The sequence below is a fragment of the Pirellulales bacterium genome (assembly GCA_036499395.1).
Classification (GTDB): Bacteria; Planctomycetota; Planctomycetia; order Pirellulales; family JACPPG01; genus JACPPG01.
In genome coordinates this window covers 195,783-209,628 of sequence record DASYDW010000136.1, presented here as the reverse complement: position 1 = coordinate 209,628, position 13,846 = coordinate 195,783, and the positions used below count along the sequence as shown (strand labels likewise).

Below are 13,846 nucleotides of genomic sequence, written 5' to 3'. Positions count from 1 at the left end.
CCCGTTGGTCGTATCGTGCGCTCATTTTGCGCACTTCTTACTGGCGGTTGGCTCATTCGGCGCAGGGAGCCAGGCAAGACAGCGGCGCACTCACGTCCGCGCAGGTTGAGCCAGCACGGCTCGCGGCATCGCTTCCCACGCAACGACTCGCACGTCGAGTTGTTGCCTTTTTCAACGCCCATTGAGGAACACCATGCGTTACAAATTTGCGACCGCTTTTTGTTCGGCCTTGTTATTCGGTCTTTTCACTCAGGCAAGCGCAGACACAGGCTATCAAGTGGCCAACCTGGTATCCGATGGTTCGGTGCCTGCGGCACATACCGATCCCAATCTCGTCAACGCCTGGGGGCTCGTCTTCAATCCGACCGGGTTCAGTTGGGTTGCCGACAACGGCACCGGCCTGTCGACGCTGTATGACGGATCAGGCGTGGCGCAATCCCTGGTGGTTGCCGTTCCCGGCAGTGATGGTCCGGCCGACCCGACGGGCATCGTCTTCAACGGATCGAACAGCTTTGTCGTCAGCGACGGGCAGGGGCATTCAGGAGCGAGCGCCTTCATCTTCGCCAGCGAGGACGGCACGATTTCTGGTTGGTCCCCTACGGTTCCTCTGCCGCCCCCGTCGACCGTCGCGCACGTCGCCGTTGACGATTCATCCACAGGCGCCGTCTTCAAAGGCTTGGCGATCGGCACCAACAATAGTGCGCAGTTCATTTACGCAACCGATTTCCACAACAATCGCATCGACGTCTTCAACAGTTCGTTCACGCCGGTGACGCCCGCCGGTTCGTTCACCGATCCGAACATTCCGGCCGGCTTCGCGCCGTTCGGTATTCAGAACATCGGCAACCTGCTGTATGTGACCTATGCCAAGCAGGACGCAAATGCCCATGATGACGTCGCCGGGCCAGGCAATGGTTTCGTCGATGTCTACGATACGGCTGGCAACCTGTTGCATCATCTGGTTGCAGGCGGAGCCCTGAATTCTCCGTGGGGTCTGGCGATGGCGCCGGCGAATTTTGGCGCACTGAGCAACGACCTGTTGGTCGGCAATTTCGGCGACGGCACGATCCACGCCTATGACCCGACGACCGGCGCCCTGCTAGGAACAGTTGACGACAAAAACGGCAACCCGCTCGTAATGGATGGGCTGTGGGGAATGCAATTCGGCAACGGCCTCTTCGGCCAGGACACGAATGCTCTCTTCTTCACATCCGGGCCTGGTGGCGAGGCGGGCGGTCTGTACGGGCGCATCTCGGCCGTGCCCGAGCCTTCGACACTCGTCATGGCCGCACTGTCGGCTTGTACGCTACTAGGCGTACACATGCACCGGCGCCGCGCCAGCCGCAGCAAATGATCGTGATCGATCCACGTCACAGAGAGTGCGTGGGGAGTGCCCGGAGTAGCGCGGTTGGTGATTCACCGCCGCGCTACTCTTTGTCCGATGACTTCCGGAGTTCGATCCAATGCGTCAGCGCGTTTCCGACGCGCTTGCCAGGCCGTGACATAGCAATCAGTGAGCCCACCAATGAGTCGTCGCGCAGTTTCACTTCCAATTGCAGATCGTAGGGCGTCCGTGCGGTATCGTCGGTACGCAGATCGCTGTTCATACGCCCACGCAACCAGCCGTCGTGAAAACGTGGATGGTCCAGCAGCGTTTCCAGTTGGCCCTCGATTTTCACATGCACGTCACCATCGGCCTGCACGGTGAGCGTGATCGGTAAGTCACGCTCGTAGGTGTGTACCTGCCCCTTCCAGGTGCCGGCGAGCGAAGCCAACTCCTTGGCGTTGTCGCCCGAGGGCGCGCTAAACAGCAACCCTTCCTCTTTCTTCTCCGCGCCAGCCGGCGGTGGCAACAGGATGTCGAGAATCTCCTTCGACAGCGAAAAGGGGAGGGGGGAGTTCGCATTCGCCAGCGCCACGACCACCACGTGCTTGGCCGGAACCAGAGTCAACAGCGTGTTGACGCCCCCCATGCCGCCGGAGTGTGACACGCGTGTTTCACCCTGCGGGTCCTTGTCGATAACCCAGCCGATGCCGTAATGCTGGTTCTTGCCACTTTCGAACGTGGGCTCCTGCATTTTCTTGCGCCACTCGTCGGTAATGATCTCCTTTTGATCCGGCTGTCGATCGCCCCCGTGGAACATGCCAAAGCGAACCAGGTCGTGAGCGCTTGCGAAAATGGCCGAGGCCCCCGGATGGTCGAAGTCGTAAAACGGAATAGGCAAGCCGTCCGTTCCGTAACGTACGGCCGCAAACTTCTCCAATCCCGCACCGATGTCAACCGACATGTGCGTCAGGCCGAGTGGCAGGAAAACCTCTTCGCGCATGAAGTCGGCAAATGGCTTGCTCGCGCTGCGCGAGATGACGTAATCGATGACGCCGTAACCCAGGTTCGAGTATTGATAGCGCTCGCCCGGCGGCGTGATCAGATTGCCATAGCGGCGGATCGTTTCGTCCATCGACGGACGATGGTACGGCTCGTCGGCGTAAAAGAACTGATAATGCAGTGGCAAACCGGCCGAATGATTGGCCACGCGCCGTACGGTCGCATCGGCTGTGTTCACGACCCGGGCTACGAGTTTCGCCTCGCCCAGGTAGTCGTTGATCGGTTTGTCGAGATCGACCTTGCCGCGCTGCGCGAGCACAGTCAACCCGGTAGCCGTGACAGGCTTCGAGATCGATGCCAGCGAATACATCGTGTGCTCAGTGGCCGGCACGCGATTCTCGCGATCGGCCCAGCCGAAGCCTTGCTCCCAGACGATCTTCCCGTCGCGCGCCACGGCAATTGCCAACGACGCCGTGCCGCGTTTGGCTAGCTCTACGGGGATGCGCGCCCGAATACCGTCGAATTCATCGGCCACCACCGGGGCGATCAGCGTGACAGCCACGGCCATCCACAACACATGACGCCAGTATCGTTGCATAGTCTTGTAATCTCCTGAGCGTCGCGTTTCCGTGCGTTCGGGACGAGCGATCGTCACGCCGCTGACGACTTTAATCGCCCGCAGACTGTCTGTCGAATCGCGAACGGAATTCCGGCGTGATATAGTGGCTCCGGCGCGCGGGCGGACTCGTACCAGGATTCGCCGAGTGCAAGAATATCTTCTATCTGGTTTCCGAAGAGGGATCATTGCTATGCCTCGCTGGCTCTTTCCGGCGCTGACGTTCCTGCTGCTCGCACAAACCGTGACGCGTGCCGAGCAACCCCCCGCAGGCCGCGAGACTCGTCCGGATGCGGCGCCCCGCGCGGCAACTAACGCTCCGCAGTTCGACGTCATTTTACGCGGGGGAACGATCTACGATGGGACGGGCAATCAACCGGGCGTCGGGGACGTGGCGATCGTCGGTGATCGCATCGCCGCCGTCGGAGACCTGCGCACCGCTCGGGCGAAACGTGAAGTCGACGTGCGAGGTATGGCCGTGGCGCCTGGCTTTATCAACATGCTCTCCTGGGCCACGGTCTCGCTGTTGCACGACGGCCGCTCGCAGAGCGACATCCGGCAAGGGGTGACGCTTGAGGTCTTTGGCGAAGGTTGGTCGATGGGCCCCCTGAACGCCCGCATGAAAAAGGACATGGCCGACGGTCAGGCCGATATCAAGTATCAGATTCCTTGGACGACGCTTGGCGAATATCTCGAATACCTGGTCGGCCGCGGCATTTCGTGCAACGTGGCGTCGTTTGTCGGCGCGACCACGCTGCGCATCCACGCCTTGGGCTACGAGGATCGCGCTCCGACAGCGGTCGAGCTGGATCAGATGCGCGGACTGGTGCGGCAGGCGATGGAGGAGGGGGCGCTCGGCATCGGCTCGTCCCTTATCTACGCTCCCGCCTTTTATGCCAAGACGGACGAACTGGTCGAGCTGTGCAAAGTGGCGGCCGAATACCAGGGCATGTACATCTCGCACATGCGCAGCGAAGGAAACAAGTTGCTCGAGGCGGTCGGCGAATTGATTCACATCGCGCGCGAGGCCCACCTGCCCGCCGAAATCTATCACCTCAAGGCGGCCGGTCGCGACAACTGGTCGAAGCGCCCGCGCGTGATCGAGAGGGTCGAAGCCGCGCGCGCCGCAGGCACGCGCATCACAGCCGACATGTACGTCTACACAGCAGGCTCGACCGGCCTGAATGGTTCGATGCCGCCGTGGGTGCAAGAGGGAGGGCTGCAACAATGGATCGCCCGGATGCGCGAACCGCAGATTCGTGCCCGCCTGGTCACCGAGATGCGCACGCCCAGTGATCAATGGGAAAACTTATTGCTGGCGGCCGGCTCGCCCGAGCGCGTGCTGCTGTTGGGTTTTAAGAACCCGGCGCTTAAGAACCTGACGGGCAAGACGCTGGCCGAGGTCGCGGCACGCCGCAAGTCGTCGCCCGAGGAAACCGCGATGGACCTGGTGATCGAGGACGACAGCCGCGTCGACACCGTGTATTTCATGATGGACGAGGAAGACGTGAAGCGCAACATCGCGCTGCCGTGGGTGAGCTTTGGGTCCGACGCTCCGTCGGAAGCGCCCGAGGGGCCGTTCATGCTATCGAACACGCACCCCCGCACCTACGGAAACGTGGCGAAGCTACTGGGCAAATATGTTCGCGACGAAAAGGTGATTCCGCTGGCCGAGGCGATTCGCAAGCTCACCTCGCTGCCGGCCGAGAACCTGGGGCTGCGCGATCGAGGGCTGTTGCGTCCCAATTACTTGGCTGACGTCGTGGTGTTCGACCCAGCCAAGATTCAAGACCACGCGACCTATCCCGAATCGCATCAATATTCCACTGGTATGCTGCACGTCTTCGTCAACGGCACACAGGTTCTGGCCGAGGGGGAGCACACCGGCGCCACCCCCGGCCGAGCGGTGTGGGGCCGCGGCAGGAAGAAAGGATAACCCGTCCCGAGGCGGCTAAACCCCGGGTAAAAACCCCACGGTTAATGCACCCCTTCCCAAGGCTTACCCGTGGGCTAAGCTTTCATGCTGCGTCATCCCGGCCGGCCGTGGCCGTGCCCTGCGGGCTGGGCTTCGCACGTAGTCGGACCTCATCCTCCGCTCGCCCACCCACGCCCTCCAACCGACGAGACTCGCACCAATGGCCGGCGACAATCGCCTTCGCGGTATTTTCACACCGAATATCGTCCCGCTTGACGCTCGTGGCGAAATCAACGAGCCCGAGTTGCGCCGCTACACCGATTGGTTGATCGAGCGCGGCGTGCATGGACTCTACCCGAACGGATCGACAGGTGAGTTCACGCGGTTCACGGTCGAGGAGCGCCGGCGAATCATCGCCATCATGGCGGACCAGACGCGCGGTCGCGTGCCGATCCTGGCCGGGGCCGCTGAATCCAACGTGCGCGAAACGATCCGTGCCTGCGAGTACTATCATTCGCTGGGCGTGCGGGCCGTGGCCATTGTGTCCCCTTATTACTACAAGCTCAGCCCACCGGCTGTGTACGCGTATTTTCGTGAGATCGGCCGCAACACGCCGGTCGATGTGACGCTGTACAACATTCCGATGTTCGCCTCGCCGATCGACGTGCCGACCGTGCAGCGATTGAGCGAAGAGTTCGAAAAGATCGTGGCGATCAAAGATTCCTCAGGCGATCTGCCGCACATGATCCGCATGATCGCGGCCGTGCGACCGAATCGGCCCGACTTCGCATTTCTCACCGGCTGGGATGCGGCGCTGATGCCGATGCTGCTGGTTGGTTGCGATGGCGGCACCAATGCCACGAGCGGTGTCGTTCCGGAGATCACACGCAAGCTGTTCGACCTGACCGTCGACGGACGAATCGATGAAGCACGCGAGCTGCAGTACAAAGTGCTGCGTCTGTTCGACGCCATGATGTACACGGCCGATTTCCCAGAAGGCTTTCGCGCGGCGCTTACACTGCGGGGATTTCAGCCGGGCGCGGGCCGGCAGCCTCTCTCCGAAGGGCAACAGATCGAGTTGGGCGTGGTGCGCGAGAATCTACAGTGCTTGCTGGCCGAGGAAGGATTCACCGACGAACCGCTCGGTGGCTGTCCGCCGGCCGGACGCAACGATGCCAAGCAGATCAACCAGATCGTTCAGGGCGTGCTGGCCGAACTAAAACGGCGCGGCCTTTCGAGCTGACCCAGTACGGATAAAAAATGGCCCGTAAGAAAGCCAAACCTGCTGTTGCCGGACGCACGCGGGCTGGCGCGCAACTACGGAAACCGGTCAAACGCCCCGTAAAGCGCAAGGCTCCCGCGCGCCGCGCGACGTCTGAGGTGCAACCCGTTGAGCCCGCTCCTCCCCCCGCGCCTGAACCCTATAGTCTGGCTCTGATCGAGGTGGGAAATCTGACGCCGGCCCTGTTAGTTGCCGATCGCTGCGCCAAAGCCGCCGGCGTCCACATCCTGGGCATCGAGAGTACCGACAGTCCGGTACAGTGCATCAAGCTCATCGGACGCACGGCCGATGTGCGCGAAGCTGCCGTGCAAGGGGCCGAGCTGGCCGTACAGATGGGGACGGCGGCAACCTGGACGGTAATGCCAGCCCCCGTCGAAGCGACGCGCAAGCTGGCCGAGCAGCCGCCCGCCTACAGTCCACTATTGGATTCCTACGACTCACGCCATCCGTTGGAGAATCACATGAGCACTTCCCAAGCCATCGGCTTGATCGAAACGCAAGGGCTGGTCGCGGCCCTGCATGCGACCGACGACATGCTGAAATCGGCCGCCGTCGAGTTGGTCGGCAAGGAGAAGATCGGCGCAGCCTATGTAACGATCGTCATCCGCGGCGACGTAGCGGCCGTGCAAGCAGCAATCGCGGTCGGCAAGGAAACCGTCGAACGCCTGGGCGGCAAACTGATCATGGCCGATCTGATCCCACGTCCGCACGCCGACCTGGCGGCGCTACTGCCGAAGTAGGCGCGGTTCGGCTGATCTCGCGCGGTGGGATTTTGCCACTGGAGTCCGGCGACGGATCATTCGCTATGCAGGGCACCTGCCTCGTTGGTCTGGTCGAGCGCACCACGGAGTAGCGGAATCAGGATTTGCACAACCGTTCCAGAAGGGTTGCTGTTGACCGCGACCCTTCCACCATGCCCGGTGACGATCCGCCAGCATTTCGACAGGCCGTTCCCCAGGCCGCGACCGGCCCCACGCCCCGAAAAGTAGGGGTCAAAGGCGTGGCGGCGCACTTCGGGCGACATGCCTGAGCCGTTGTCGCGGATCGTGATCGCAAAGTTCTCGGCATCTGTTGAACCGGCCGGCTCGCCAACAATCTCGATTCGCCCATTCTCTCGGTCAGCCAAGGCATCGAGCGCATTTTCGCACACGGCCCGCAACGCCACGAGCAATTGCGTATTGTCGGCATGGATCGTGGGCAGATCTTCGGCCAGACGCACGTCCCATTCAACGCCTGCCTCCGCGGCGCGCTGCTCGAGTTCGCCAACGACCGCATCGATCAGTTCCGTAACGTCACAGGCCGACGGCCTGGGCTCGGGCGGGCGAGCAAACAGCATCAGGTCGGCAATCATCTCGTGAATTCGTCGGGCCTGTGCGTTGATCACGGCCAGCTCATGGCGCCGCTCGGGATCCTGCTCGTGACGCAGAAAAAGTTGTGCGCGGCCTGAGATTACGGCCAGCGGATTGTTGATTTCGTGTCCGGCGCCAGCGGCGAATTCAGCGAGCGAAGCCAGCTTTTCTGCTTCCAGCCGCTCCTCGAACGTAGCCTGTAGCGATTCGAGTGATGCCAGGCGCGCGGCGACGACTGCAAAATTCTGCGATGCGAATCCAGACGGGACCAGCCAGCGCTGCCGCGCCTTTGCGGCCGCGCTGCCGGCGGGTTGGGCTGTGCCAGCGGCGCAGTCGCTGCTCGACGGGCGCTCGCGAAACATCGCGCCGAGCCAGCCGGGGAACGTCTCGAAGGTCTGGCTCGTCGCGCCCTCCAGAATCAGCCACTCGCGCGATATATCGCGCACGAGCCTGATGAGATAGCTCGGATCGTCAAGTGATTCTGACTCGGAATCGCTCGCACTCGCGGCGCCGACATCCGCCGCTGCGAGCGCTGCCAGGTCTTGCCGTCGCGGTGCGACGGCGAGCGTCTCAGACGCCGCAGTAACTTCGTTGCCACTTAACAGCGAACCGAGATGATCACTCAACCATGCCGCCAGGTTTTGAATCGTTGCCGGTGCGTTATCTGCGGACGCCCGACTGGCATGGTGAATGGAAGACCAAAGAGCCAGAGCCGGATCGAGTGCGATGCCCTCGGCCAGATCGTGTCGCGCGATCGCGGAATCAGGCTCCAATAACACCGACAACAATGTGGCCGCGGTCGGCTCGGATAACGGCAATTGGCACTGCCATGTGCCAATTGAAATAGGAGGGAGTCGTGCAATCAATCGTCGCACCTCAGCGCATCGGTACACGATACCGGCATGCCAACCTGCGCGCGCAACTCCGTAGCAATCCAGCCAGACGGCGCAGACCACCAGCCGAAGCTCGACGCATCGACAACCGATTGCGGCGTCACGCAAACAGGACGTACCGCCCCACAGGCTGGGCGTGTCCGGCGGACTGGTCGATCCACCGGACAAGCAACCAACCATCAAATTGCTACGGGTCCGGCCTAGCCGGCCGACAACGTCTCGATATCCAACAACGTACACATCCGCTCGATCAGCGTATCGACTTCGAACGGCTTGTGGAGGAAATCGTTGGCCCCCGAAGCACGGAGATCTTCGATCTTGTCCTCTTCGACCATGCCCGAGATGCAGATGATCCGCACATCGTCCATGGTGCTGTCGCCACGTACGCGCTGGCAGACTTCCTTGCCGTTGATATCCGGCAACATGACATCCAGCACGATCAGGTCGGGGCGATATTCCTTGACCATCATGCCCGCGTCGAAGCCGTTGTTAACGCTGCGAACCTCGAAGCGGCCATCCCGGTTCAGGACGTCGGTGATCAGCTCGACCAACTCTTCGTCGTCATCGACGATCAGGACCTTGCGCTTGCCACTTTCCAGAGCATCGGTCGGGATGCCATTATCGCGCATGAACGAGAATAGCTCGTTACGCGGAATGCGGCGGAAGCGGCTGCCAGGGACCCGAAATCCCTTAAGTTGTCCAGAATCAAAGCAGCGAATAATGGTCTGTTGGCTGACCTTACAGATCTTGGCGGCTTCGCCCGTCGTAAAGACCGTCTTCATAAATGCTAACCATCCCTCTCCCTAGCCGATGGTAAGGCTAGTCTCAGCGGGACTCTCGGGCCCCCCTGGGATGCGGCGGCCGCATCTCGCAAGGGTGAGAGTACCTAGTCCTCCGTGTGACGCTAGTCGACAGCTAGCCCTTAGCACGCGGTATTCGTAAATCCTTTACGTTCCAGACCTTCTGCATTCGACAAGCTCATCCGGCCCTGCCGAGATTGCCGAATTTGCCATCTGGGCCAATTATAGCCATCTTCCGGATGGAGTCAATATTGATATATTCCTCGCAAATTCTTTGTCCGTATGACTTTACATTGTTTTGCCGAAACATCCGCAGGCAATGTTTCAGCCGCTTTCGCAGCTCGACAGCCTGCCCGCGACCTGTTGGGAGTGGGGCGCCGGAAGACAGGGTAAGGAGAGCGACGGTACCCCCTGTTTTTACCCTACCGTCGTCCTTCCAGGTGAACCATGACCAGGGCCAGGTCGGCTGGAGTTATGCCGCTGATTCGGCTCGCCTGAGCCAGGCTGCCCGGTCGGACGCGGCTCAGTTTTTCCCGGGCCTCGGTCCGAAGCTGGCCGATCCGATCGTAATTGAAGCCGTCGGGGATGCGCTTTTCGGCCAGTCGGCGCTGCCGCTCGATATCGACCTCTTGGCGGGCAAGATACCCCTCATACTTAACGTCGCAGGTCACTTGGTAAGCCGCCTCCGGCGATACGTCGCGTAGCTGCGGCAAGCGCTCGACCACGTCGGCCCAGACCCCCTCGGTTCGCCGTAGTACTTTGGCTAGCGGCTCTTGCCCCCACATTGTCGCCGATAGCAACGTCGCGGCTCTTTCGATCTCGTCGCGCTTCTGCGCAAAGCGCTGCCAGCGTCCTGCGTTGACCAGCCCCAACTCGTGGGCAAGCGGCGTCAAACGACGGTCAGCATTGTCGTGTCGCAACAGCAAGCGGTACTCGGCTCGACTGGTAAACATCCGATAAGGTTCGTCGACGCCGCGCGTAACCAGGTCATCGACCAGTACGCCGATGTACGCCTGCTCGCGCCCCAGCACAAAGGGACCGGTTCCTTTCACCGCCAGCGCCGCATTGGCGCCGGCAACCAGTCCCTGTCCGGCGGCCTCCTCGTAGCCCGTGGTGCCATTCAATTGACCGGCGAAGTACAACCCGGTGACCTGCTTCGTCTCGAGCGTTGGTTGCAGTTGCTCGGGCGGAGCGAAGTCATATTCCACGGCGTAACCGTAGCGCATGATCTCGGCGTTTTCGAGCCCCGGAATTTGCCGGAACATTTCGTCCTGCACGTCGCGCGGCAAGCTGGTCGAGACGCCGTTGACATAGACTTCTTGCGTGTGGCGTCCCTCGGGTTCGAGAAACAACTGGTGCTGCGACCTGTCGGCGAAACGCACGATCTTGTCTTCGATCGAAGGACAATAGCGCGGCCCGCTCGAGCGAATTTGTCCGGTGTACATCGGTGCCCGATCGAGATTCGCCCGAATCAAATCGTGTACGCGCTCGTTCGTGTAGGTAATCCAACAAGGGAGTTGTTGCTGCGGCAGATGGTCCGTCAAAAACGAGAACGGTTGCGGCTCGTCATCGCCGGGCTGATGTTCGGTGCGCGAATAGTCGATCGTGCGACCATTCAGCCGCGGAGGTGTTCCGGTCTTGAAACGCGCTAGCTGAAACCCCAGCCGCGCTAGCGCGGCGCTGATGCCGGTGGTTGTCCCTTCCCCGGCCCGGCCGCCAGGACTCTTGGCTTCGCCCGTATGCATTAGGGCCTGCAGAAATGTGCCGGTCGTCAGTATCACGGCCTGCGCGCGATAGATTGCTCCACCTCGCACCGCGACGCCGACGATCCGCTCCCGTTCCCCGACCTGTTCGGTCAGCAGGTCTTCGACCACTTCCTGGCGAAGCGTGAGGCCGGGCTGCTCTTCGATCAGCCGCTTGATTTCCTGCTGGTAGGCCTTCTTGTCGGCCTGGGCCCGCGGGCTGTGCATGGCCGGCCCTTTGCGGCGATTCAGCATGCGGAACTGAATCCCCGTGGCGTCAATGGCCCGCCCCATCAAGCCCCCCAGGGCATCGACCTCGCGTACGATCTGCCCCTTAGCGACGCCACCGATGGCTGGGTTGCAGCTCATCTGCCCGACCGTGTCGCAGTTGGTGGTTAGTAACGCCGTCTTAGCGCCCAACCGTGCGGCGGCCGCAGCGGCCTCGGTTCCGGCATGCCCGGCCCCGATCACTAGAACGTCGTACTCATACTGCGAATGCGCCATGCAGGCATGATAGTTTGCCCAGAGGCGGAGGAACAAGCGGCCTCGCGGGTGGGAATAGGCGGTTCGTATACGACTATTCCCGAATCTCATCAAAAGCAGGACAGGTTCGTCATTCCGCGACGCGCGTTTACGCAATCAGCGGCTTGCCCAGCAGTTCGCGTTTCTGCTTCACAAACTGCATGTGATGTTCCAGATGGCCGGTGTAGGTTTTGACGAGATATTCGAGCGTGATCACGCCGGTTTCGTTGTGCAGGCCGGTCCGTTGGAAGGCGGCGTCGGGCTGCCGCCGTAGGATTTCGCCCATCAGCCGACGGTTATTAGCAAAAATGTTGCAAGCGAGTTCAGCGTCGAGTTCATCGTAGGGCAAGTGTTGGGCGAACAACGTCTCGTTGTAGCCGATCAACGTCGGGTGATCTTCGGCAATGACGCGTTTCATACGGTCGGCGGCGATCAGGTCGCTGTCCATCATGTGCATCACGATCTGCTGGATGCTCCACGTGCCGGGCACTGGGAAGGCATTTCGTTCTTGGTTCGACAAACCGCGAATGGCCTGTCCCAGCACGTACGCCCCCTGGAGGTAACGATCGATCCATTGCCGATCCATGCGAATGCTCCCTGCGAAATTTGAGTTGTCGACACACAGTGGGCTGCACGATTTACCTTTACCCATCACCCGAACCTTCCTGCCGGTTTTTAGCAGGGTTTGCAAACAAAGCGATAGGCCGCGGACGCTCACCGGCAGCAATGAGCCGGTTTCAAGGCCACGGGTCGGCCAGTGCGGCCGGAACTTTTTATTGACCCCACGGTAAACGATCCCTTAGAATCCAGTCGGATAAAAGACTGCCGATATGTTCTGCCTTCCGTTCTGATCGATGACGCGAATTGCGTGTCGTCGATTGCCACAGCGTATCGTTAATCCCGACAACGACCGCCGATAGTTTCATCCTGCCCGAAAAGCAGTGCCACGCTGGATCACGTCCTGCCGGCGCTGCCCCCGCCACCAGCCTCGAAAGCGAGGACCTGAGATGTTCAAAGTCACTTCCGGCCGCACGCCGCGTTATTGCGACGGCATGACCCGCCGCAGCTTCGTGCAAGTCGGCGCCGCTGGCATGGCCTCGGTGGGTTTGCCCAAGATCCTGCGCGCCAAGGAAGACTCGGCGCGACGTGGCACTCCGCGCAAGGACACCTCGGTCATTCTCGTCTGGATGGATGGCGGTCCGGGCCACATGGATATGTATGACATGAAGCCCGAGGCTCCGCCCGAATATCGCGGGCTTTGGCAGCCAATTCCGACGAACGTGCCAGGCATGGAAATCTCGGAGCTATTTCCGCTGCAGGCCAAGGTGGCCGATAAGTTCTCGATCATCCGCTCGTTGCATCACAACAATGGCGACCATTTCACCGGCGGCCATATCATTCTGACCAGTCGTGGTGGTGCGAACGGTGCTGATCAGGCTGGCAAGTATCCTTCGATCGGCGCCATCGCTGCCAAGACGCTTGGCCCGCGCCAGCCAGGTATGCCGGCCTACGTTGCCGTGCCCTACGCGGCCAGCATCGGCTTACGGCCGGGTTACTTCGGCGCCAATTACTTGGGGCGCGAGCACAATCCGTTTGAGACCGACGGAGACCCGAACAGCGACAACTTCAAGGTCCAGAATCTGAATCTGCCGAACGACATGTCGCTTGCGCGACTCGAGGACCGGCAGGGCCTGTTCCGCGATTTCGATCGGATGCGCCGCGAGGTCGATTCCAGCGGAGCGCTTGATGCGATGAATCGCTTTCAGCATGATGCCTATCAGATGGTCTCCGGCGAAGCGGCGCGCAAGGCGTTCGACATCGGTAGTGAGGATCCCAAACTACGCGACCAATATGGTCGGCAGTCGTGGGGGCAAAGCATGTTGCTAGCCCGCCGTCTGGTCGAGGCGGGCTGCACGTTCGTCACCGTACACTTGGGCGGATGGGATCATCACTGGAACTTGAAGTCCGGAATGGAAAGCTACCTGCCGCGCGTCGACAGCGGACTGGCAACGCTGTTCCAGGACCTGAGTGATCGCGGACTTTCCGAACGCGTGCTCGTGGTCGTGTGTGGCGAATTCAGCCGTACACCGCGGATGAACAACGGCGGCAACGGCGGTCCCCCCTTGAGCATGGGGACGCCGGGGCGCGATCATTGGGGTAATGCCATGTTCTGTCTGCTCGGCGGCGGCGGGATTCGCGGCGGTCAGATCGTCGGTTCGACGAACCGCTTGGGCGAGGCGCCGAAAGATCGCCCGATCACGGCCGGCGACCTCCACGCGACCATCTATCGCGTGCTGGGGATCGACCCTCATGCGAGCTTCTTGAATCACTCCGGCCGCCCAGTGCCGGCGATCGACGCCGGCGAAGTGATCAGCGAATTGATTTGATACGGCAAACGCCG

10 protein-coding genes are annotated in these 13,846 nt (G+C 61.3%); 5 read left to right on the top strand and 5 right to left on the bottom strand.

The annotated features are described in order from the left end of the window. Nucleotides 1–193: 193 nt before the first annotated feature. Entirely contained in the window at nt 194–1,354 is a 1,161-nt protein-coding gene (locus VGN12_29255; protein ID HEY4313576.1) for a TIGR03118 family protein, read from the top strand. Nucleotides 1,355–1,427: 73 nt separating this feature from the next. On the opposite strand, the gene VGN12_29250 is transcribed toward VGN12_29255, so the two are convergent. Then, complete coding sequence (locus tag VGN12_29250; protein ID HEY4313575.1) at nt 1,428–2,924, bottom strand: serine hydrolase domain-containing protein; 1,497 nt, start codon at nt 2,922–2,924, stop codon at nt 1,428–1,430. A 211-nt stretch (nt 2,925–3,135) separates the two neighbouring features. Between VGN12_29250 and VGN12_29245 the strand changes: the two genes are divergently transcribed. The 3 genes from VGN12_29245 (at nt 3,136) to VGN12_29235 (ending at nt 6,879) form a co-directional block, all read left to right on the top strand. Then, nucleotides 3,136–4,878, top strand: a complete 1,743-nt coding sequence (locus VGN12_29245; protein ID HEY4313574.1) for a D-aminoacylase — start codon at nt 3,136–3,138, stop codon at nt 4,876–4,878. Between the two features lie 199 nt (nt 4,879–5,077). Further along, a complete protein-coding gene (locus VGN12_29240; protein ID HEY4313573.1) occupies nt 5,078–6,100 on the top strand; it encodes a dihydrodipicolinate synthase family protein in 1,023 nt (340 codons plus the stop codon). Nucleotides 6,101–6,117: 17 nt separating this feature from the next. Further along, entirely contained in the window at nt 6,118–6,879 is a 762-nt protein-coding gene (locus VGN12_29235; protein ID HEY4313572.1) for a BMC domain-containing protein, read from the top strand. 56 nt (nt 6,880–6,935) lie between these two features. On the opposite strand, the gene VGN12_29230 is transcribed toward VGN12_29235, so the two are convergent. The 4 genes from VGN12_29230 to VGN12_29215 all read right to left on the bottom strand — a co-directional run bounded on the left by VGN12_29230 (nt 6,936) and on the right by VGN12_29215 (nt 12,031). After that, a complete protein-coding gene (locus VGN12_29230) occupies nt 6,936–8,306 on the bottom strand; it encodes an ATP-binding protein (protein ID HEY4313571.1) in 1,371 nt (456 codons plus the stop codon). A gap of 275 nt (nt 8,307–8,581) precedes the next feature. Further along, a complete protein-coding gene (locus VGN12_29225; protein HEY4313570.1) occupies nt 8,582–9,163 on the bottom strand; it encodes a response regulator in 582 nt (193 codons plus the stop codon). Between the two features lie 440 nt (nt 9,164–9,603). Next, nucleotides 9,604–11,427: a tRNA uridine-5-carboxymethylaminomethyl(34) synthesis enzyme MnmG gene (gene mnmG, locus VGN12_29220; protein HEY4313569.1), complete on the bottom strand. Its 1,824-nt coding sequence runs from the start codon at nt 11,425–11,427 to the stop codon at nt 9,604–9,606. A 127-nt stretch (nt 11,428–11,554) separates the two neighbouring features. Next, nucleotides 11,555–12,031 (bottom strand): DinB family protein, encoded by a 477-nt coding sequence (locus VGN12_29215; GenBank protein HEY4313568.1) that lies wholly within the window; start codon nt 12,029–12,031, stop codon nt 11,555–11,557. Nucleotides 12,032–12,452: 421 nt separating this feature from the next. On the opposite strand from VGN12_29215, the gene VGN12_29210 reads away from it, so the two are divergent. Further along, on the top strand, nt 12,453–13,832 hold the full coding sequence (locus VGN12_29210) for a DUF1501 domain-containing protein (GenBank protein HEY4313567.1): 1,380 nt from the start codon (nt 12,453–12,455) through the stop codon (nt 13,830–13,832). Nucleotides 13,833–13,846: the final 14 nt, after the last annotated feature.

Coding starts and splice junctions, on each gene's coding strand:
- VGN12_29255 (HEY4313576.1), top strand. CDS start 194: ATGCGTTACAAATTTGCGACCGCTTTTTGTTCGGCCTTGTTATTCGGT.
- VGN12_29250 (HEY4313575.1), bottom strand. CDS start 2,924: ATGCAACGATACTGGCGTCATGTGTTGTGGATGGCCGTGGCTGTCACG.
- VGN12_29245 (HEY4313574.1), top strand. CDS start 3,136: ATGCCTCGCTGGCTCTTTCCGGCGCTGACGTTCCTGCTGCTCGCACAA.
- VGN12_29240 (HEY4313573.1), top strand. CDS start 5,078: ATGGCCGGCGACAATCGCCTTCGCGGTATTTTCACACCGAATATCGTC.
- VGN12_29235 (HEY4313572.1), top strand. CDS start 6,118: ATGGCCCGTAAGAAAGCCAAACCTGCTGTTGCCGGACGCACGCGGGCT.
- VGN12_29225 (HEY4313570.1), bottom strand. CDS start 9,163: ATGAAGACGGTCTTTACGACGGGCGAAGCCGCCAAGATCTGTAAGGTC.
- mnmG (HEY4313569.1), bottom strand. CDS start 11,427: ATGGCGCATTCGCAGTATGAGTACGACGTTCTAGTGATCGGGGCCGGG.
- VGN12_29215 (HEY4313568.1), bottom strand. CDS start 12,031: ATGGATCGGCAATGGATCGATCGTTACCTCCAGGGGGCGTACGTGCTG.
- VGN12_29210 (HEY4313567.1), top strand. CDS start 12,453: ATGTTCAAAGTCACTTCCGGCCGCACGCCGCGTTATTGCGACGGCATG.